The sequence below is a fragment of the Novosphingobium lentum NBRC 107847 genome (assembly GCF_001590965.1).
Taxonomy (GTDB): Bacteria; Pseudomonadota; Alphaproteobacteria; order Sphingomonadales; family Sphingomonadaceae; genus Novosphingobium; species Novosphingobium lentum.
Genome location: NZ_BCTW01000003.1, coordinates 64,689 through 83,952, shown reverse-complemented (window position 1 = coordinate 83,952; position 19,264 = coordinate 64,689). Strand labels below are relative to the sequence as shown.

The 19,264-nt window shown below is 65.6% G+C and carries 19 protein-coding genes; 13 read left to right on the top strand and 6 right to left on the bottom strand.

Annotated features, from left to right (window positions below; all coding sequences use genetic code 11):
- Position 1 precedes the first annotated feature (1 nt).
- The 6 genes from NL2_RS03195 to NL2_RS03170 all read left to right on the top strand — a co-directional run bounded on the left by NL2_RS03195 (position 2) and on the right by NL2_RS03170 (position 5,337).
- Positions 2 to 439, top strand: coding sequence for a GFA family protein (locus NL2_RS03195; protein ID WP_068071645.1), 438 nt, complete (start codon positions 2 to 4; stop codon positions 437 to 439).
- Positions 426 to 1,172 carry an SDR family oxidoreductase gene (locus NL2_RS03190; protein WP_068071643.1) on the top strand — a complete coding sequence of 249 codons (747 nt, stop codon included), beginning with the start codon at positions 426 to 428 and terminating at the stop codon, positions 1,170 to 1,172. Before NL2_RS03195 ends, NL2_RS03190 begins: the two co-directional genes overlap by 14 nt.
- Entirely contained in the window at positions 1,169 to 1,702 is a 534-nt protein-coding gene (locus tag NL2_RS03185) for a nuclear transport factor 2 family protein (protein WP_068071642.1), read from the top strand. Before NL2_RS03190 ends, NL2_RS03185 begins: the two co-directional genes overlap by 4 nt.
- Before the next feature lie 40 nt (positions 1,703 to 1,742).
- Positions 1,743 to 3,065, top strand: coding sequence for an aromatic ring-hydroxylating oxygenase subunit alpha (locus NL2_RS03180; protein WP_068071640.1), 1,323 nt, complete (start codon positions 1,743 to 1,745; stop codon positions 3,063 to 3,065).
- On the top strand, positions 3,062 to 3,523 hold the full coding sequence (locus tag NL2_RS03175) for a nuclear transport factor 2 family protein (RefSeq protein ID WP_245647549.1): 462 nt from the start codon (positions 3,062 to 3,064) through the stop codon (positions 3,521 to 3,523). Before NL2_RS03180 ends, NL2_RS03175 begins: the two co-directional genes overlap by 4 nt.
- A 161-nt stretch (positions 3,524 to 3,684) precedes the next feature.
- On the top strand, positions 3,685 to 5,337 hold the full coding sequence (locus NL2_RS03170) for an FAD-dependent oxidoreductase (protein WP_068071638.1): 1,653 nt from the start codon (positions 3,685 to 3,687) through the stop codon (positions 5,335 to 5,337).
- Between the two features lie 51 nt (positions 5,338 to 5,388).
- On the opposite strand, the gene NL2_RS03165 is transcribed toward NL2_RS03170, so the two are convergent.
- From NL2_RS03165 to NL2_RS03155, 3 genes are read right to left on the bottom strand one after another with little or no spacing between them, the layout of a single operon-like run.
- Positions 5,389 to 6,165 (bottom strand): SDR family oxidoreductase, encoded by a 777-nt coding sequence (locus NL2_RS03165; protein WP_068071636.1) that lies wholly within the window; start codon positions 6,163 to 6,165, stop codon positions 5,389 to 5,391.
- 49 nt (positions 6,166 to 6,214) lie between these two features.
- Entirely contained in the window at positions 6,215 to 7,033 is an 819-nt protein-coding gene (locus NL2_RS03160) for a glucose 1-dehydrogenase (RefSeq protein ID WP_068071634.1), read from the bottom strand.
- Positions 7,030 to 7,812, bottom strand: coding sequence for an SDR family NAD(P)-dependent oxidoreductase (locus NL2_RS03155; protein WP_068071632.1), 783 nt, complete (start codon positions 7,810 to 7,812; stop codon positions 7,030 to 7,032). The genes NL2_RS03160 and NL2_RS03155 overlap by 4 nt, the downstream gene beginning before the upstream one ends.
- 178 nt (positions 7,813 to 7,990) lie before the next feature.
- Here NL2_RS03155 and NL2_RS03150 point away from each other — a divergent pair, with 178 nt between their 5' ends.
- Positions 7,991 to 9,427, top strand: a complete 1,437-nt coding sequence (locus NL2_RS03150; protein WP_068071630.1) for an aromatic ring-hydroxylating oxygenase subunit alpha — start codon at positions 7,991 to 7,993, stop codon at positions 9,425 to 9,427.
- The gene (locus NL2_RS03145) at positions 9,424 to 10,209 is read left to right on the top strand and encodes a ThuA domain-containing protein (RefSeq protein WP_218006086.1); all 786 of its coding nucleotides are present in this window, start codon (positions 9,424 to 9,426) and stop codon (positions 10,207 to 10,209) included. Before NL2_RS03150 ends, NL2_RS03145 begins: the two co-directional genes overlap by 4 nt.
- 141 nt (positions 10,210 to 10,350) lie before the next feature.
- Here the strand turns inward: NL2_RS03145 and NL2_RS03140 are convergent, their stop codons facing one another.
- Entirely contained in the window at positions 10,351 to 11,475 is a 1,125-nt protein-coding gene (locus tag NL2_RS03140) for an acyl-CoA dehydrogenase family protein (protein WP_068071628.1), read from the bottom strand.
- Positions 11,476 to 11,715: 240 nt separating this feature from the next.
- Between NL2_RS03140 and NL2_RS03135 the strand changes: the two genes are divergently transcribed.
- Positions 11,716 to 12,384, top strand: coding sequence for a helix-turn-helix transcriptional regulator (locus tag NL2_RS03135; RefSeq protein WP_245647548.1), 669 nt, complete (start codon positions 11,716 to 11,718; stop codon positions 12,382 to 12,384).
- A 32-nt stretch (positions 12,385 to 12,416) separates the two neighbouring features.
- Here the strand turns inward: NL2_RS03135 and NL2_RS03130 are convergent, their stop codons facing one another.
- Together NL2_RS03130 and NL2_RS03125 are read right to left on the bottom strand one after the other, a co-directional pair.
- On the bottom strand, positions 12,417 to 13,292 hold the full coding sequence (locus NL2_RS03130; protein ID WP_068071626.1) for an OmpA family protein: 876 nt from the start codon (positions 13,290 to 13,292) through the stop codon (positions 12,417 to 12,419).
- Between the two features lie 428 nt (positions 13,293 to 13,720).
- The gene (locus NL2_RS03125; RefSeq protein WP_068071624.1) at positions 13,721 to 15,340 is read right to left on the bottom strand and encodes a GMC family oxidoreductase; all 1,620 of its coding nucleotides are present in this window, start codon (positions 15,338 to 15,340) and stop codon (positions 13,721 to 13,723) included.
- A gap of 129 nt (positions 15,341 to 15,469) precedes the next feature.
- Between NL2_RS03125 and NL2_RS03120 the strand changes: the two genes are divergently transcribed.
- The 4 genes from NL2_RS03120 to NL2_RS03105 are packed head-to-tail and all read left to right on the top strand — an operon-like array spanning position 15,470 to position 19,256.
- Complete coding sequence (locus NL2_RS03120; RefSeq protein WP_068071622.1) at positions 15,470 to 15,871, top strand: Zn-ribbon domain-containing OB-fold protein; 402 nt, start codon at positions 15,470 to 15,472, stop codon at positions 15,869 to 15,871.
- Complete coding sequence (locus NL2_RS03115) at positions 15,868 to 17,028, top strand: thiolase family protein (RefSeq protein WP_068071620.1); 1,161 nt, start codon at positions 15,868 to 15,870, stop codon at positions 17,026 to 17,028. Before NL2_RS03120 ends, NL2_RS03115 begins: the two co-directional genes overlap by 4 nt.
- 4 nt (positions 17,029 to 17,032) lie before the next feature.
- A complete protein-coding gene (locus tag NL2_RS03110; protein WP_068071618.1) occupies positions 17,033 to 18,253 on the top strand; it encodes an acyl-CoA dehydrogenase family protein in 1,221 nt (406 codons plus the stop codon).
- A 31-nt stretch (positions 18,254 to 18,284) separates the two neighbouring features.
- On the top strand, positions 18,285 to 19,256 hold the full coding sequence (locus tag NL2_RS03105; protein ID WP_068071616.1) for a thiamine pyrophosphate-dependent dehydrogenase E1 component subunit alpha: 972 nt from the start codon (positions 18,285 to 18,287) through the stop codon (positions 19,254 to 19,256).
- Positions 19,257 to 19,264 lie beyond the last annotated feature (8 nt).

Sequence of the window (19,264 nt, the reverse complement as noted above, 5' to 3'; positions counted from 1 at the left end):
GATGAGCGAGGCCACGCGTTCCGGCGGCTGCCTGTGCGGCGGGGTGCGCTATACCGTGGCGTGGCCACTGCAGATGCTGGTGACCTGTTCCTGCACCAACTGCCAGAAGCAGTCCGGCTCGGCCCTCAGCGTGGTGGGCGTCGTCGCGCGCGACGATCTGGCGCTCAGCGGCACCCTCGCCACTTTCACCGACCGGGCGGACAGCGGCAACGCGGTCTATCGCCAGTTCTGCAATCGCTGCGGATCGCCGGTGCTGACCGATACCGATGCGGCGCGGGCGCAAGGCATTATCTTCTTCAAGGCGGGGACGCTCGATCGGACAGACGATCTCGACCCCGCCACGCATATGTGGACCAGAAGCGCGCAAGGATGGATGGTCTTTCCGGATCACCATGCCAAACTGCCCGAACAACAGGACGAAACCGATGGGAAAGCTTGAAGGTAAAGTCGCGCTGATAACCGGCGGAGCATCGGGGCTCGGCGCGGAGGATGCGCGCGTGCTGGCACGCGAGGGCGCCAAAGTGGTGATCACCGACGTGCAGGACGATCTGGGCGCAGCAGTCGCCGCCGAACTGCCCGATGGCCTGTACCTGCACCACGACGTGCGCGATCCGCAACGCTGGGCCGAAGTCGTCGCCACGACGATCGAACGGTTCGGGCGGCTGGACACACTGGTCAACAACGCCGGGCTGGTGCGCTTCGGCACGGTCGAAACGCTGTCATACGAAGACTTCCGCCTGCAGACCGACGTGATGGTCGGCGGCACGTTCCTGGGCTGTCAGGCCGCCATCCCGCACATGAGCCGCGACGGCAGCGGATCGATCATCAACATGGCCTCGGTAGCGGGGCTGAAGGGCATCAGCACGATCCCCGCCTACACCGCGGCCAAGGCCGGGATCATCGGCATGACCCGCTCGATCGCAGTGCATTGCCGCGAGCAGAAGTACCGCATCCGCGTCAACGCCATCGCGCCGGGCGGCATCGTCACGCCGATGACCGCGCAGGCGCTGGCACAGCTGCCGCAGGATGCCGCCGGGCTCGACCAGATCCACGATCACGGCATGGGCCAGCCGATCGATATCGCCAACATGGTGCTTTACCTCGCGTGCGAGGACGGGCGGCACCTGACCGGCACGACGATCACCATCGACAACGGGGAGACCATGGCGTGAGCGGCCCGTTCGATCTCGAAGCCGAAGTCCGCGACCTTGCCGCCCGCCGCGACATCACCGGCGCGGTGCAGCGCTACATGCGCGGGCTGGACCGGCTCGACCCCGTGCTGCAGGCCACGGCCTTTCACGCCGATTCGTTCGTGGATTGCGGGTTGATGGCCGGGCCGGTGGCCGAATTCATCACGTTCGCGCAAGGCTTCCTCGGCGATCTGGACGCCAGCCAGCATTTCCTCGGCCAGATCCAGATCGATCTGCACGGCGACGATACCGCCAGCGGCGAATGCTACTTCCAGGCGTGGCACGGCCTGCACGACGAAGCCGGCAACCCGCGCGACCTGTTCATCGCCGGGCGCTACGTGGACGAATACACCTGCAAAAATGGCGAGTGGCGCATCGCCAAGCGCAAACTTATCACCGACTGGGTGAAGAATGATCCGGCGGATCACAGCTTCTATGTCGCGAACCCGACCACCAACCGGCCGGGACGCAGGGGAGAAGACTTCAGCCAGACGCGCGATTGGCCATCCTGAGCCGCTATCGCGCTGACGCCCAGTTTGAAGGAATCCTGAAATGACCGTTGAACCTATGCTGTCGCGCTATTCCGAAGGTTTTGACCCGCCGGTGCGCGGCGACACCATCACCCCTGATCGCTATATTTCCAAAGACTGGATGGCGCTGGAGAACGCGCACTTGTGGCCCAAGGTGTGGCACCTTGGCGGCGTGCTCGCCGAGCTGGAGGAAGAAGGCGACTTCATCCGCCACAACTTCGGCAAGGAATCGGTGATCATGGTCCGCCAGGCGGACGACACCGTGCGGGCCTTCTACAACACCTGCCCGCATCGCGGGAACCGGCTGGTGCTGGGCGATGTCGGCGGCGCGGACCGGATCACCTGCGGCTACCACGGCTGGCAGTTCACCCCCGACGGCGTGCTGGCGCATGTGCAGGACGCCGATGATTTTGCCGGCGGCAACCCGTGCGGCAAAGTCACGCTGTCCGAATTGCGTTGCGACACCTGGGGCCCGTTCGTGTTCTGGTGCATGGACGATGACGTGCCGCCGCTGCGCGACTGGCTGGCCCCCTTCCCCGAACGTCTCGCGGGCTATGGGCTCGACAACTGGGTGCGCGTGCTGAACATGTCGGCGGACTGCGACTTCAACTGGAAGATCATCCGCGACAATTTCAACGAGAGCTACCACCTCCCCACGATCCACCCCGAGCTTTCGACCTTCATCAACGACGGCCTGCCCGACACGCTGTTCGAGATGTACGACAGCGGCCACAACGCGATGTGGATGAAGGGCCATCAGGCGACCACACGCGTCGATCACATCAGCGGCGACGTGCCCGCTCCGCTCGATGCCATCGCGCTGGCGTGGGGCGTCGATCCGGCCGACTACAAGGGCCGCACGCACGAAATCCGCGCCGCGGTGATCGCCGCCAAGCGCAAGCTGGGCGCCGAACGCGGCTACACCAACTATGCCAGCATGACCGACCAGCAGCTGGTCGATTATTTCCACTGCACGCTGTTCCCCAACCTGACGCTGACGATGTCGCCCGAACAGTGCCAGATCCTGCGCACCGAGCCGCATCCGACCGATCCCGAGAAGTGCGTGTTCCAGCACTGGGTGCTGATGCCGCCGGTGGCAGGCATGACGCATGTCGAAACGCCGGTGGGCACCGTGCCGCTGGCGCACAACGAGCATCAGCATTCGGTCTATGGCGACGGCGTGTCGCTGGGCTTCGTCGCCGATCAGGATCTGTCGATCGGCACCAGCCAGCAGCAGGGCCTCAACTCGCGCGGATTCAAGGGCTGCATCCTCAGCAACCAGGAAAAGCGCGTGCAGCGGTTCCACGAACTGCTCAACGACATGGTGCTGGGATCCGCGACGTGAGCGGCGCTTCGGTCGGGGCCTGCCCGGTCGAGGATCGCATCGCCATCGAGGACGTGATGGTCGCTTACTGCACCGCAGTGGACAGCCTGCACGATCTCGATGGTTTGTGCGACGTGTTCACGCCCGATGCGACGTTCGACCTGTCGGGCATCGGCCTGCCGCGCAAGCTGGGCCACGCCGGCATCCGCGAGTTCTTCACCGCCGTGTTTGCCGACATGAGCCACCACGCGCACTACCTGACCAACTTCGCGCTGACCGCCTACGAAGGCGATCGGGCTTCGGCGCGCGCCTACATCATCGGCATGGGCCGCTCGAAAGCGGGCAACGAGGTAACCGTCAACGGGCGCTATTACTTCGACGTGGTGCGCACCGCTGCGGGCTGGAAGGCCAGCCGCTATACCATGGATTTCATGATGCCGCTGCCGGGCTCGCTGGCGGTGATCCACGCCGACAGATAGCGCGCGCGCAACACGGCACGGTGGGACGGAATGCGCGCGCCTAGGACTTGTCTGAGTGGCTGCCAATCCCGCCTGAATTTATCGTGCCAGCAACCAAATTGACCCGGCCTGTTGGCGATCGCCAGACGCTTCAGCAAGACCGGGTTTCCAGGGAGCGGACGATGGCTGAAGACCTCAAATGGGACATGGAGGCCGACGTCGTCGTGCTGGGCTCCGGCGGGGCGGCCATGACGGCAGCGATCGCCGCGCATGATTTCGGCGCCAGCGATGTGGTCATTCTGGAACGGAGCGGGATGGTCGGCGGCACCACCGCCATGTCCGGCGGGATGCTGTGGATTCCGGGCAACCATCACCAGATCGAAGCCGGCATCGCGGATTGCGACGAGGATGTCGTGTCCTACCTCGATGCGCTTGCTCCGGGCGCGCTCGACCCCGAAACGCTGTGGGCGTTCATGCAGACCGGCCCGGAAATGATCCGCTATCTGGCCGACAAGACCCCCGTCCGCCTGCGCGCGTTTGCCGACTTTCCCGACTATCAGCCCTATTCGCCGGGGGCCAAGCCCGATGGCGGGCGCAGCCTCGACAACGAGGCGTTTTCGTTCGAGCAGCTGGGCAAATGGGCTGCCCGGGTCAACCCCAGCAAGATGGCCTACCCGCTGCGCGGCAGCCTGATGGAAGCGATCCAAGGCACGCTGGACGAAGCCACCCTGGCCGAGCGCGAACGGGGCGACTATCGGGGGCTGGGGCAGGCGCTGGCCGGGGCGCTGTTCAAGGCGGTGATCGATCGCGGGATCCCGGTCGAGTTCGAGAAGCGCGCGCGCAAGCTGGTCAAGGACGGGGACCGCATTGTCGGCGTGATCGCCGAAGACGCCAATGGCCGCGACTTCCGCGTGCGCGCCCGCCGCGGCGTGGTCATCGCCACCGGTGGCTTCGAGTGGAACGAGATGCTGGTCAAAGCCTTCCTGCGCGGTCCGATGACGGGACCGGTCAGCGTGCCCGAAAACGAGGGCGACGGCCTGTTGATGGCGATCGAGGCCGGGGCCCAGCTGGGCAACATGCAGAATGCCTTCTGGCAGCAGAGCGTGCTGGAAATGAAGCCGCAGCACCGCGCCGCCAAGCCCAACTACCTGCTGGGGTCGGACGAGCGTGCGCGTCCGGGTGCCATCCTCGTCAACAGCGCCGGGAAGCGCTTCGTCAACGAGGCTGCCAACTACAACGCGATGGGCAAGGCGCTGGTCGCGTTCGATGCCGGCACCCACACGTACGCCAACCTGCCCTACTGGCTGATCATCGACCAGCGGTACAAGGACAAGTACCCGACCTTTACGTCCGCGCCGGGCACGCCCATCCCGTCGTACATGATGCAGGCCGCAACGCTGGAAGAGCTGGCGGCAAAGGCCGGGATCGACGGCGCAGGACTGACGGCGACGGTGACGCGGTTCAACGGCATGGTGCGCAACGGCCATGACGACGATTTCAACCGCGGCGACAATACGTACGACAATTTCTACATGTGGGGCGATATGGACTTCGATCCACCGTTCCGCACATTGGGCGTGATCGACCGGGGCCCGTATTATGCGGTCAAGATGGAGTCCGGCGCGCTGGGCACGTCGGGTGGCCCCAAGACCAACAGCGACGCGCAAGTGGTGGATTGGCACGGCAACGCGATCCCTGGGCTTTACGCGGCGGGTAACGCCATGGCGGCGGTGCTGGGCGAAGCCTACGGCGGTGCCGGCGGGACGTTGGGGCCGGGCCTGACCTTCGGTTACATCGCCGGACGTCACCTCGGCACCCATTTGCCCAACCACTGACGCGCGGCGGTCATCCGGTGGCCTTGAACGGGTCACCGGATCACCGAAAGATCAGATCTGGCTGAAGCCGCCGTCCATCAGGAATTCGGCACAGGTCACGAAGCTGGCGCTTTCCGAGCACAGGTAAACCACGCCCCCGCCCATTTCGTCGGGCCGGCCCATGCGTCCGATCGGGTGGTTGGCGATGATGCCCGCCATCGCCACTTCGCGCGACGGCACCGCGCCCAGTTCGACGTAGCGGTCCATGATCGAGCCAAGCATGGCGGTATCGATCCCGCCCGGATGCACGCTGTTGCAGCGGATGTTGTAGCCGAGCGCGGCGAATTCGGCGCCCATGCACTTCGACAGCATCTTCACCGCCGCCTTGCTGGTGCAGTACGCCGCGTTGAACGCCGCGCCGCGCAAACCGCCGATGCTGGAGAAGTTGACGATCGAGGCACCGCCCTTGCGCGCCTTGCCGCCCTCTTTCAGCAGCGGCAGCAAAGTCTGCGTACCGATGATCACAGAATCCACATTGATCGCGTTAACCCGGTGCCACTCGGACAGCGGAGTATCCTCGATCTTGGTCACGATCGAGATCGCGGCGAGATTTACCAGCGCATCGAGCCTACCGTACTGTGCGCGCACCAATGCTTCGACCGCCTGCCAGTCGGCCTCGCTGGTCACGTCGTGGCGCAAATAGTGGTCCGCGCCGATGTCCGCCGCTTCGGCCATGTCGGTGCCGATCACCACGGCGCCCGCCGCCTTCATCGCCTTGACCACTTCGCGGCCGATCCCGCCGGCCGCGCCGGTGACCACCGCGACGACGTTTTCCAGTGCTATCGTCATGAATTTAAATCCTGTAATTTCTTTATTTTACCGCGCAGCATCGACCCGCTTATTGTGCGGTCCAGCCGCCATCGACGACCACTTCGGAACCGGTCATGTAACTGCTGTCCTCGCTGGCGAGGAAGTACGCGGCGCCCGCGATTTCCGACGGATCGGCCAGCCGCCCGATCGGCGTGGTCGCGGCCATCGTCTCGACCAGGTCCGACGACTTTTCGGCAAAGCCCTTGTCCACCCAGCGCTGGAAACCGGCGTTGAGCAGCGGGGTCAGCACGAAGCCGGGGTGGATCGAATTGGCGCGGATCGCCATCTTCTTCTGCGCGAATTCCACCGCGATGCCCTTGGTGAACAGCCGCACCGCGCCCTTGCTGGCGTTGTAGGCCGACACTTCGCTGTAGCCGACCAGCCCCATGATCGAGCTGATGTTGATGATGCTCGATCCACCGCGAAACGCCTTGCCGCTGTCGTCCATCATCGGCACGAACGTCTTGGTGCCCAGGAACACGCCGTCGACGTTGATCGCCATGATCTTGCGCCACGCATCGAGCGCCAGCGTCTCGACCGGGCCGGTCAGATCGGTGCCCGCGTTGTTGACCAGAATGTGCAGCGCGCCATGGCGATCCTTCACCAGATCGCGCGCGCGCAGCCAGTCGTCCTCGCTGGTCACGTCGGCGCGCAAGTAGCTCGCCGCCTGCCCCAGCCGCGCCATGGTGTCGCGCGCAGGCGCGCTGTCCTCGGCATCGAGATCGGACAGCACCACTTCGGCGCCTTCGGCGAGATAGCGTTCGGCCACGGCGAGCCCGATGCCGCGCAGTCCTCCCGAAACGAACGCAACGCGGCCCTTCAGCCGCTGTGCCGAAACATCGCTCATACGCCCATCATCCCTGCTGTCGTCGCCCCGTCGATCACGTATTCGGAGCCTGAAATAAATGCCGCCTCGTCAGACGCGAGGTACGCGACCAGACCGGCGATTTCGTCGACCCGGCCCATGCGCTTCAAGGGCGACATGCCTTCGTAGGCGGCGCGCGCGGCCTTGGGGTCCGGCCCGGTCTCGATCAGGTTGGTGATCAGCGCGGTCTCGACCACGCCCGGCAGGATCGCGTTGACGCGGATGCGGTAGCCCTTGTTGCCGCAGTGCACCGCCGCCGACTTCGCCAGCGCGACGACGGCGGCCTTGGTCACCGAATAGGCCATGAAATTGCCCATCGCGCGGTGCGCGTTCATCGAGGAATTGACGATGATCGAGCCGGTCGGCCCGTCCGGGTTGGCCTTCATCGCGCGGATCGCGTGCTGCACGGTCAGCATCACCCCGGTCTGGTTGACGCTGAGCACGTTGTTCCAGCCTTCGACCGTGATGTCCTCGACGCTGCCGTCGCCCGCTTCGACGCCCGCGTTGGCAAACGCGATGTCCAGCCGGCCATGCGTCGCGGCGATATCGGCCATCAACCCTGCCCAGGAAGCGGCCTCCTGCACGCGATGGTGGCGAAACGCCGCGCCGGTTTCTGTCACCAAAGCGGCGGCGGCAGCCTCGTTCGATCCGGTGAACACCACTTGCGCGCCCTCGGCCGACAGCCTGCGCACCGCGCCCGCGCCGATCCCCGATGTCCCGCCGGTGACCAGCGCAACTTTGCCTTCAAGCCTGTTGGCCACTGCTCTCTCCTGCTCCGGCTCCTGGCCGATTGGCTCGCCAGGTCCTGCCCCCTATTGTAGAATGGGAAGATCGGCGGATTGGCGAACCCGCGCAACCTATGCTTTCGGCAAGGTGACGCCGTGTCGCGCGCAGGCCAATGTCGTTCCAAACGACAATCTGGGTGAAGGATTCTTACCAATGGCAGACAGGGATCCCGGCGTCATGACCGGCCAATCAGGCGGAACCGCCCGCAGCCCCGGCATCGGCTGGAACGACCTCATGGCGCTCGATTCGCGCCCCGCCCCCGCCTGCCTCACCGAAGAAAGCTACGAATTTCGCGGCTCGCAACCGATCAAGGCCGAACGCTACACCAGCGAAGCGTTCGCCCAGGCCGAACGCGAGAAGATGTGGCCCCATGTGTGGCAGTTCGCCGCGCGCGAAGAAGACATGCCCGAACCCGGCGACTACGTGGTTTATGAAAACGCCGGCCGATCGTACCTGTTCAGCCGCCAGGCGGACGGATCGGTCAAGGCGTATCACAACGTGTGCCTGCATCGTGGCCGCAAGCTGCGCACCGAAGACGGCAGCGCCGACAGTTTCACCTGCCCATTCCACGGATTTTCTTGGAACAAGGACGGCAGCTTTGCCGGAATGCCCTGCCAGTGGGATTTCGCGCACCTGACGCCCGACAAGATGGCGCTGCCCGAAGCCGAAGTCGGCCGCTGGGCGGGCTACATCTTTGTGCGCGAGGAATCAGGCGGCCCGACGCTCGAGGAATTCCTCGCCCCGCTGCCCGACCACTTCAAGCGCTGGCGGCACGAGGAATGCACCACCGTGATCTGGGTGGCCAAGGAGGTTCCGGCCAACTGGAAGGTCACCGCCGAAGCGTTCATGGAAGCATGGCACACCATCGTCACCCACCCGCAACTGCTGGCGTTCACCGGCGACTGCAATGCGGCCTATCGCACCTGGGGCGACAACGTGAACGTCAACCTGGTGCCGTTCGGGATCATGTCGCCGCACGTCGATCCCGAGGGCAAGACCCAGCAGTGGATCGTCGACGAATTCGTGAAGTTCAACGGCCGCTCGGCCGACAACTATGACGGCGAGGCGGGAATCGATCCGTTCGCGGTGACGGTGCCCGAAGGCGTAACCGCGCGCGCCGCATTGGGCACCGCGATGCGCAACGGCTACACCGCGCAAAGCGGATATGACCATGAGGACGCGACCGACGCCGAACTGCTCGACGGGCTGGTCTACAACGTGTTCCCCAACTTTGCGCCGTGGGGCGGGTTCATGCCCAACATCGTCTATCGCTGGCGCCCCGGAAAAACGCCCGACACCTGCCTGATGGAAGTGCGCATCCTCGCGCGTGGCAAGAAGGGTGAACCGCTGCCGCACGGCGTGCCGATGACGCTGCTCGGGCCCGACGAACCGTGGACCACCGCCGCCGAGATCGGCGTGCTGGGTGACGTGTTCGAACAGGACATGGCCAACCTGCCATTCGTGCAGGACGGGCTGCACTGTTCCAAGAACGGTCTGGTCAACTTCGCCGACTACCAGGAAATCCGCATTCGCCAGTTCCACCAGACGCTCGACAAGTATCTCGACGGCGAACTGGGCGGAAGGGCGTGAGCGAGGGCGTGAGCGAAGCCGAAATCCACCCTCCCCGCATCAACTGCGTCCTCGTCTGCGGCGGGGTGTGGCACGACATGGACTTTGCCCGGCTGGAGCTGCTCAAGCTGCTGGCCGAGGACCAGAGCGTGCGCACGCGTGTGTTCGAGGACTACGAAAACGTCGCCGCGATCGAGGCGGCGGACATCCTCATCACCTACACGTGCGACGTCACGCCGTCGCTGGCCGCGCAGGAAGCGTTGCGCGGGTGGCTGGAACGCGGCGGGCGCTGGTACGCGCTGCACGGCACCAACTCGGTGCTGCGGCTGCTGGCCGATGGTCCGAAAGCGGGGCTGTGGGACGCGCCGCGCTGGGCGCCGCTGATGATGGACATGCTGGGCAGCCAGTTCGTGTCGCACCCGCCGATCGCGCCGTATCGCGTGACCGTGGCCGATCCCTCGCACCCGCTGGTCCAGGGCATCGAGCCGTTCGACACGTCGGACGAGCTTTATCACATGGAAACGCACGGCGATCTGCATGTGCTGCTCGAAACCGAATGCACCGAGGAAGGCACCGGCTTCGTCGAGGCGGCGGACGCCCCGGGCACGCACCCGGTGTTCTATCTCAAAAGCCGCGGCAAGGGCGGCGTGCTGTACCTGACGCTGGGGCACTGCCGCGGGCATTACGACCTGCAGCCGATGCTCGACTGGTGGCCCACGGTAGACCGCTGCGCGTGGGATCTGCCGGTGTTCTATGACCTGCTGCGGCGGGGGATCGGCTGGATCAAGGCGCGGGAGGGCTGATCGGCTGCTGCCAGTCGATTGGGGCAGACGGTTAATCTTGCGCCGCTCATCCTGAGCTTGTCGAAGGATGCTGATGCGGCGCTAAATTCACACCCTTCGACAGGCTCAGCGTGAGCGGAACAGGGCGATGGGGAAGCGCTGTTACGCGGCGATCCCCGCGAACCGGTCGAGCGCCGCGCCGCCATCCTCAGGCCAGCGTGACAGCACCAGCAGGCGCTTGTGGCCGTGGCCCACGGCCAGTTCGTCGGTCACGCCCATGCCGCCGTGGAACTGGATCATCTCGTGCCCCAGCATCAGCGAGGCGTCCGCGATGAACGCGCGCGCGCCATAGACGGCCGTGGCGAAGCCTTCTCCGGGTTGCGATGCGCCAGGCTGCGACACGATCGCCAGTTCGACCAGCGCGCGGGATTGTTCGATCGCGGCATATTGCGCGGCCATGCGGTGCTGGATCGCCTGGAAACTGGCCAGCGGCGCGCCGAACTGCTGGCGCGTGCGCAAATAGTCGAGCGTATCGTCGAACAGGCGCTGCATGACGCCCAGCGCCTCTGCCGCGCGCGCCAGCGAGGCCAGCGTCTCGGCACTGGCGAGCAGGTCCGCGCCGCCGGTCAGCCGGCGGGCCGCAACGTTGTCGAATGCCAGCGACACCGCCATCGTCCCGTCGGCCATCCGCCACGAACTGGCCTGAAGTCCCGGCGCTTCGGCGGGGACGAACCACAGCCCCAAGCCGTTCGCGTCGCCCGGCGCACCCGCATCGCGTGCCGTCACGATGTAGCCATCGGCGCCGCTGCCGCAGGGCACATAGTCCTTGGTGCCAGACAGCACGGCACCGTCTCCGTCGGGCCTGGCACGGGCGTTGACCCACAAGTTGCCATTGCGCGCGCCGGCTTCCACGTGCGCCAGCGCGACCCGCGCCGACCCATCGAGCAGTCGCGGCAGCCAGTCGCCGCGCAGCGAATCGGTCGCACCGGCAGCAAACAGCCGCCCGGCCAGCAACACGTTTTCGATCAACGGTTCCACCACCAGCCCGCGACCCAGCGCCTCGAACACCGTGGCAACCGCCGTAGCATCAAGCCCGAGCCCGCCGTCGTCGGCTTCGAACAGCGCGCCGATCAACCCCAATTCGCCCAGCAATGCCCAGTTGTCCCGCGCGAATCCCTGGGGCTCGGCCAGATAGGCGCGACGCCGGTCAAGGTCGTAACGATCGGAAACAAACCGCTCGGCGAGCGCTTTGAGCATCTCGTCGTCTTCACTCAGGTCAAAGTTCACGCCGCACCCCTACTCCGGCAGCGATGCTATCACCGTTGCGACCTGCGCCATGCTGGGCAAAAGACTAGGAACGAACCGGCAGCAGCGATTGTTTCGCCGGTCCCCGCGCGGTATGATAGGTTCGGGACGAGGAGAGATGCGCTGTTATCGATCGAGAGAATTGACTCGGTCCGGATCGCCGGCCTCGGTGACATCCGGCGCGCGGCCGAAGCGCTTCATGCCATTGCCATGGAATGCGGCATGCGCGCGGCGCCCGCGCATGACATTGCCGACAAGCGCACCCCGGTGGACACCGAAGGCAACATCCTGGCGCGCGACGTGTTCGGCTGGAACGCCGATGAAAAGGTGTGGTGGCGCAATTCTCGGATCGCGCTCGATTCGCCGATCACGTCGGCCTGTCGGTTCGAAAGCGAGCCGTTCTGGGTCAGCGCCGGCGGATTTCGCACGCGCCAGCCCAACAACTACCTCGCCGCGATCGACCTCACCAACTTCGACAACCGCGCAATGACCCGCGCGGCGATCGTCGTGCCGGTGCACCTGCCGTTCGGACAGATCGGCGCGGTCAGCTTCAACCCGCTCGACACCTCGCTGACCGATCTCGATGCGGCGTACCACGAGTTCGGCGATGCCTTCGGCGTCTTTGGCCGCACATTCATCGCCAGCTACGTCCACGCCACCGGACTGGTCCAGGCGCTGCCGCCGGGCTCGCGCCTCTCGAAGCGCGAGGTCGAGTGCTTGCGCTGGGCGGCGATCGGCAAGACCGATCTCGAAATCAGCATGATCATGTCGCGCAGCCGCGCCACGGTGCGCTTCCATATCCACAACGCCTCGATCAAGCTGAACGCGGTCAACCGCAGCCAGACCGTGTTCAAGGCCTCGCAGCTGGGGTATATTTCGCTGAGCACGTGAGGGGGAGGAGAAGCCCGCCCCCTCCAAACGGCTTACATACCGTCCACACTTTTGCTGACCAGGATGTTCACCGAAACGCGCCGGTTCTGCGCCTTGCCTTCGGCTGTGTCATTGTTCGCCAATGGGTCCGCTTCGGCCATCCCGGTGGGGGTGAGCATGCGGTACGGTTTCCAGTGGCAGGTCTGCTGAAGATAGTTGATGACGCTCGCGGCCCGCTTTTCGCTGAGTCGCTGGTTGAATTCCTCGCTGCCGACCGAATCGGTATATCCGACGACCAGCATCAGGGCATTTTCCGTCGCCTCGGCGGCGGTTGCGGTGGCGCAAAGGTCTGCCTTGGCCCGGTACGACAGCGTCGCCTTGCCCGTGTCGAAAAATACGTTGGTCGTGTTCTTGACGTTGTACTTGTCGATATCACCCATCCGGCCGCGCAGCGCCTCGGTGGCCGCCGTCTGTTCGGCAAAGCCTTGCGCCGTGCCGTTGCGGATCATCGTCGCCGTCTTGAGGTCGTTGTTCTTAAGGGTGACCTGGCTGGCCAACAGCACACTGCCCGCCTGCATGGTCTTGACGGTAACCGGCAGGCCGTTGAGCAGCGACGTTGCCCCCAGCTTGCTGTTACCGCCGCCGAAGATGCCGCCGCCGGCCTTGACCCTGGTGGCATCGTTGATGAAGATGACCGTGGCGGTGCCATCGGCGGCAGTGACCCTGATCCTGTCGCCGCTGCGCGCGGTGATGATGCCCTTGATCTCGGGCCCTGCGGTCATCGCCGTCGTATCGGGCAATGGCTCGCCATTCACGATGATGCTGGGATCGCGCTGATCCGGCTGCTGCGCCGACGCGGCGCCGGACGCTGGCAGGGTCAGCATGGCGAGCAGGACGAGCACACCCGGCCTCGTGGAAACGGCACGCATCAAATTACTCCCTCAAATTTCTCCAGCCCGACGCGCCTGTTAGCATCAACCTGTCTGGCAGATGAACATCGATTGCACCACGGCCGGTCGAGCGGGTAGTTCGCGCGCGTTGTGCGACGAACCGATGCAGGCGTACCCACATCGACCACGCCTCGATCAAGTTGAACGCAGTCAACCGCAGCCATACCGGGTTCAAGGCCCCGCAGCTGGGTATATCTCGCCGAGTACTTGAGAAGGTGGGTCAACTTACGCCGTTCAGTAACGGCCGACCATCACTCCACCGCCGCTCATCCCGAGCCTGTCGAAGGACGTGCACTGACGGTCGACCAAGCCAAATCGATTTGACTCCTTGGGGCAAAGTTGGCGTACATCCTTCGACAGGCTCAGGATGAGCGGGGGGTTGTGGGATTGCCTTTCCCCCGCACCCCCTACCCCCGATCCTCCAGCATCATCGCCGCCACGCGCAGCCCCAGCGCCATCGCGGGCGCGTTGGTGTTGCCAGTGACGTGGCCCGGCATGACCGAGCAATCGACCACGCGCAGGCCTTCCACGCCGTTCACGCGGCAGCGCGGGTCGGTCACGGCGCGGTTGTCGCTGCCCATGCGGCAGGTGCCGATGGCGTGGAGCCCGCACGTCGACAGGCGGCGGAAGGTGGCGAGCAACTCCTCGTCGCTTTCCACCTGCTTGCCCGGCACTTCCTCCACGCCCACCATATCCCCCAGCGGCGGCGCAGCCATGTAGGCGCGCATCGTGCGCATCATCGCGACCGCAGACTTCTGGTCGTGTTCGGTGGAGAGCCAGTTGGGCAGGATCTCGACCCGGTCCGACGCCTTGGGCCCGGTCACGCGCAACGAACCCTCGCTGGTGAGCCGCAGCAGCTGGCCGTAGATGGTGATGCCGGGGCGCGGATCGATCTTGTCGAGCGGCACCGGGTTGTTGTCGTCACCCACCGCGAACGTGTAGCCGCCGAGGTAAAGCTGCGCGTCGGTGCGCCCGTCAGGGTGTGCGACATTGCAGAACGCGCCAACCTCGAACGGTCCGGTCGCCATGATTCCGGTGCGCGTCAGGAAATACTGCGCCATCGCCTTGGCCAGCCCCAGACCATAGAAATTGCGGTTGGAGCCGGTGCCGTGGTCGAGCCGGTAGGGCATTGCCATTGCCAGATGCTCGATCATCCGCTCGCCCACATCGGGCGAATGCGCGACGGGTTCGATCCCCGCCGCCTTCAGCCGGTCACCGTCGCCCACGCCCGAGCGTTGCAACAGCAGCGGACTTTCGATCGCTCCGCCCGACACGATGATCTCGCCCGAACAGTCGAACCGGCGCGGCTGACCATCGACCGTCGCCTCGACCGCCACCGCGCGGCGACCGTCGAACACCACGCGGTCGGCCAGCGCGCCGGTCACCACGGTGACGTTGGCCCGCTTGCGCGCGGGCGCCAGGAACGTGCGCGCCGAGCTTTGCCGGCGGCCCTTGCGGATGTTGTGCGTGTACAGCCCGACTCGCGGCCCGCTGGAGCCGTTGAGATCGTCGGTCCGCGCCAGACCGATCGCTTCGCCCGCTGCAATCATCGCCTCGGTCAGCGGATAGGAATAAATCGCCGGATCGACGTGGACGCGCCCGCCGCTGCCGCGCATCGGGCCGGGTCCGGCGGCGTGGTCTTCCAGCGTCAGGAACGCCTCGGTCATCGTCGCGCCGTTCCAGCCGGTCGCGCCCGCCTGCTCCCACGCGTCATAGTCGGCCGGTTCGCCCCGGCTCCAGATCATGCCGTTGACCGACGACGACCCGCCCAGTCCCTTGCCCCGGATCCACACTTCGTTGGCGGGGCCGCCCGGTTCGCGCGGGGTGCTGACCGGATAAGCCCAGATATGCGCGGGGTTGGTCACCAGCTTGGCCACGCCCTTGGGCAGCGTGACCCAGAAGCTGTCGTTCTCTCCGCCCGCCTCGATCACCAGCACAGTCGAGCGGCCATCGGCGCTCAACCGTTCGGCGAGCACGCAGCCGGCCGATCCCGCGCCGATGATGATGTAGTCCCAGCTTTGCGGCATGGTAAAGTCTCCCGGCCGGCGTCGTGGCATATCCCACGACCGAGCGACCCTAGCGTTTTGCAGAGTCGGAAAAGCTCTCACTCTAGGGCTTAAGGGGAGAAACCGGAATCAACGCCGGATGGGAGCGAGATGCAAGCGATCGCCGAAGGGCTTTTCACAGACGAACATCTGCCTCGCCTTGTCGGCGGGCGCAATGTCGCGACCGGGCGCGTCGTGTTTCCGTGCCCCAGCGGCAGCGACTTCGAACCCTGGCCGCTGCGCCGGGAAGGCACGCTGTGGTCGTTCACCATCCAGCGCTATCGCCCCAAGAGCCCGCCCTACGCCGGACCCGACGCGTTCCGCCCGTGGGCCGTCGGCTATATCGAGCTGGCGGACGAAACGATCGTCGAGGCGCGGATCGTCAATGTCGAATTTACCGACATCGCGATCGGCATGCCGCTTGAACTCACGTTCGTCCCGCTCGATCCCGCTGCTGCGGACCCGGTGATGATTCACGCATTCCAACCAATCGGATTAGGGCCAAAGGCATGAGCGACGTCTGCATCGTGGGCGTGGGCATCCACCCGTTCGGCCGGACCGACGGCCTGTCCGGGATCGACCAGGGCGTGTTCGCCGTGCGCCAGGCGCTGGGCGATGCCGGGATCGACTGGCCGGCGATCCAGTTCGCCTATGGCGGATCGGATTCGGCGGGCAATCCCGACACCATGGTCGACCGGCTGGGGCTGACCGGGGTGCAGTTCATCAACGTGCGCAATGGCTGCGCGGCCGGCGGATCGGCGCTGTTTTCAGCGCAGATGGCGATCAAGTCGGGCGAATTCGACATCGGCATGGCGGTGGGCTTCGACAAGCACCCGCGCGGCGCGTTCAACGCGCTGCCATCCGAATACAACCTGCCCGACTGGTACGGCGAGGCAGGCTACATGATCACCACGCAGTTCTTCGCCGCCAAGATCAAGCGCTACATGCACGAGTATGGCATCAGCCCGACTTCGCTCGGCCGCGTCGCCAACAAGGCGTTCCGCAATGCGGTCCACGCGCCCCATGCCTGGCGGCGCGAACCGGTCGACATCGAGACGATCCTCGAAGCGCCGATGGTCTCCGATCCCTATACCAAGTTCATGTTCTGCTCGCCCGCCGAGGGCGGCGTCGCGCTGATCCTGGCCAGCGAGAAGAAGGCGCGCGAACTGGGCAAGCCCATCATCCGGCTGAAGGCCGCGACGATGCGCACGCGCCCGCCCGGCTCGTTCGAGGTGTTCGCGCCGTCGCTCGACGTGGATCGCACGCCGGGGACGCCACGCGGTTCGGCCACGCGCATCGCATCTGCCGACGCGTTTCGCCTTGCCGGAATAGGCCCCGACGACATCGACGTCGCGCAGTTGCAGGACACCGAAGCGGGCGCAGAGATCATGCACATGGCCGAAAACGGCTTCTGCAAGGACGGCGAACAGGAAGCCTGGCTGGCCGAGGGCCGCACCGAGATCCGCGGGCAGCTGCCGGTCAACACCGACGGCGGATGCCTGGCGTGCGGCGAACCGATCGGCGCATCGGGCTTGCGCCAGGTCTACGAAAACGTGGTGCAGTTGCGCGGCGACGGTGGCGGGCGGCAAGTGCCCGGCAACCCCAAGACCGCCTACACCCACGTCTATGGCGCGCCGGGGGTTTCCGCCGTCACGATTCTGGAACGCTGATTCGATGGACATCGATCTTTCGCCCGAAGAACTGGCGTTCCGCGACGAAGTGCGCGCGTTCCTGGCCGCCAACCTGCCCGGCCCGGTCCGCGACGGCGCGGCGGTATCGCCCACCGTGTTCGTCGAACCCGACATCGGGCAAGTCTGGAACGCGGTGCTCAACGAACAGGGCTGGCTGGCCTACCAGTGGCCCAAGGAGCACGGCGGCACCGGCTGGACGCCCGTGCAGCGCTATATCTTCGAGAAGGAATGCGCACTGTCGGGCGCACCCAATCTCACCGTGCTGGGCCTCAAGCTGGTGGCGCCGGTGATCTACAACTTCGGCACGCCCGCACAGAAGGCGAAGTACCTGCCGCGCATCCTCAGCGGTGAGGATTACTGGTGCCAGGGCTTTTCCGAGCCCGGCAGCGGATCGGACCTCGCCTCGCTGCAATGCCGCGCGGTGCGCGTCACCGATGCCGAGGGTGACCGCTACATCGTCAACGGGTCGAAGATCTGGACGACGCATGCGCACTGGGCGAACCGGATGTTCTGCCTGGTTCGCACCGACACCACCGTGCGCAAGCAGGCGGGCATCTCGTTCCTGCTGATCGACATGAACCAGCCGGGCATCTCGGTGCGCCCGATCCTGACGCTGGCGGGCGACCACGAGGTCAACCAGGTGTTCCTGGAAGACGTCGTGGTCCCGGCCGAAGACCTCGTCGCGGGCGAAGGCGACGGCTGGAAGCTGGCCAAGTTCCTGCTGGAGAACGAACGCGGCGGATCGTGCCACGCGCCCAAGCTGGGTTACGACCTGTCGCAGATCGAGCGCGCCGCGCAAACCGAGAGCGACGGGCGCGGCGGCACGCTGGGCGCCGATCCGCAATGGAAGCGGCGCGTCGCCAAAGCACGGCTGGGCGTACAATCGCTCGAGATGATCGAACTGAAGATCATCTCCGAAGTGGCCAAGGGTCGCCCGCCCGGTCCGCAGACATCATTGACCAAGCTGCTGGCTTCCAACTTGCGGCAGGAAATCGACCTGCTGGCGGTGGACCTGTTCGGTCCGGCCGGGCTGCAGCTCGATCCGGCGCGGCCGCTGTATGGCGACAACGCCCCCAAGCCGATCCATTCGCCCGCAGCACAAGTGGCCGCCGCGCGCTATCTCAACAGCCGCGCGTGGACGATCTTCGGCGGAACCAACGAAGTGCAGGCCACGATCATCGCGCGAACGGTGCTGGGGCTGTGAACCACGACATGACGAACGACGGGGAATCGCAATGCAACTGAGCCGCGACGCACTGCTGCGCGCCTATCGCCAGATGAAGGTGATCCGCGAATTCGAGGAACGCCTCCACACCGAAATCCAGACCGGCGAGATTGCCGGGTTCACGCACTTGTACTGCGGCCAGGAAGCGGTCGCGGTCGGGGTTTGCGAGCATCTGTCCAACGACGACAAGATCGTCTCGACGCACCGCGGCCACGGTCATTGTCTGGCCAAGGGCTGCGACGTGAACGGGATGATGGCCGAAATCTGGGGCAGCCGCGAAGGGCTGTGCAAGGGCAAGGGCGGATCGATGCACATCGCCGACATCGACCAGGGCATGCTGGGCGCCAACGGCATCGTCGGCGCGGGCGCTCCCATCGCGGTGGGCGCGGCGCTGGCCGCCAAGCTCAACGGCGAGGGTAAAGTTTCGATCGCGTTCTCGGGCGATGGCGCGTGCAATCAGGGCACCACGTTCGAGGCGATGAACCTTGCGGTGGTGACGCAGGCGCCGTGCATCTTCGTGTTCGAGAACAACCATTATTCCGAACACACCGGGGTCGACTATGCCGTGGGCACCGCCCGCGACATTGCCAGCCGCGCCGAAGCGTTCGGCATGAAAGTGTGGCGCGGCGACGGCACCGATTTCTTCTCGGTCCACGACACGATGCGCGAAGTGCTGGAATACGTGCGCGCGGGCAACGGCCCGGCGGCGGTGGAATTCGACACCGAACGCTTCTTCGGCCATTTCGAGGGCGATCCGCAGCGCTATCGCGGCCCGGGCGAACTCGATCGCATCCGCGAGACGCGCGATTGCCTCAAGATCTTCCGTGCCAGCGTGACCGGCGCCAAGCTGCTCGACCACGCCGATCTCGATGCGCTCGACGCCGAAGTGCTCAAAGCGATCGACGATGCGGTCGACAAGGCCCGCGCGGCCGATCGCCCCACCCCCGAAGACGTCCTTGCCGACGTCTACATCGCGTACTGACGGCAAGG

Coding starts and splice junctions, on each gene's coding strand:
- NL2_RS03195 (WP_068071645.1), top strand. CDS start 2: ATGAGCGAGGCCACGCGTTCCGGCGGCTGCCTGTGCGGCGGGGTGCGC.
- NL2_RS03190 (WP_068071643.1), top strand. CDS start 426: ATGGGAAAGCTTGAAGGTAAAGTCGCGCTGATAACCGGCGGAGCATCG.
- NL2_RS03180 (WP_068071640.1), top strand. CDS start 1,743: ATGACCGTTGAACCTATGCTGTCGCGCTATTCCGAAGGTTTTGACCCG.
- NL2_RS03170 (WP_068071638.1), top strand. CDS start 3,685: ATGGCTGAAGACCTCAAATGGGACATGGAGGCCGACGTCGTCGTGCTG.
- NL2_RS03165 (WP_068071636.1), bottom strand. CDS start 6,165: ATGACGATAGCACTGGAAAACGTCGTCGCGGTGGTCACCGGCGCGGCC.
- NL2_RS03160 (WP_068071634.1), bottom strand. CDS start 7,033: ATGAGCGATGTTTCGGCACAGCGGCTGAAGGGCCGCGTTGCGTTCGTT.
- NL2_RS03150 (WP_068071630.1), top strand. CDS start 7,991: ATGGCAGACAGGGATCCCGGCGTCATGACCGGCCAATCAGGCGGAACC.
- NL2_RS03135 (WP_245647548.1), top strand. CDS start 11,716: ATGCGCGCGGCGCCCGCGCATGACATTGCCGACAAGCGCACCCCGGTG.
- NL2_RS03130 (WP_068071626.1), bottom strand. CDS start 13,292: ATGCGTGCCGTTTCCACGAGGCCGGGTGTGCTCGTCCTGCTCGCCATG.
- NL2_RS03125 (WP_068071624.1), bottom strand. CDS start 15,340: ATGCCGCAAAGCTGGGACTACATCATCATCGGCGCGGGATCGGCCGGC.
- NL2_RS03120 (WP_068071622.1), top strand. CDS start 15,470: ATGCAAGCGATCGCCGAAGGGCTTTTCACAGACGAACATCTGCCTCGC.
- NL2_RS03115 (WP_068071620.1), top strand. CDS start 15,868: ATGAGCGACGTCTGCATCGTGGGCGTGGGCATCCACCCGTTCGGCCGG.
- NL2_RS03110 (WP_068071618.1), top strand. CDS start 17,033: ATGGACATCGATCTTTCGCCCGAAGAACTGGCGTTCCGCGACGAAGTG.
- NL2_RS03105 (WP_068071616.1), top strand. CDS start 18,285: ATGCAACTGAGCCGCGACGCACTGCTGCGCGCCTATCGCCAGATGAAG.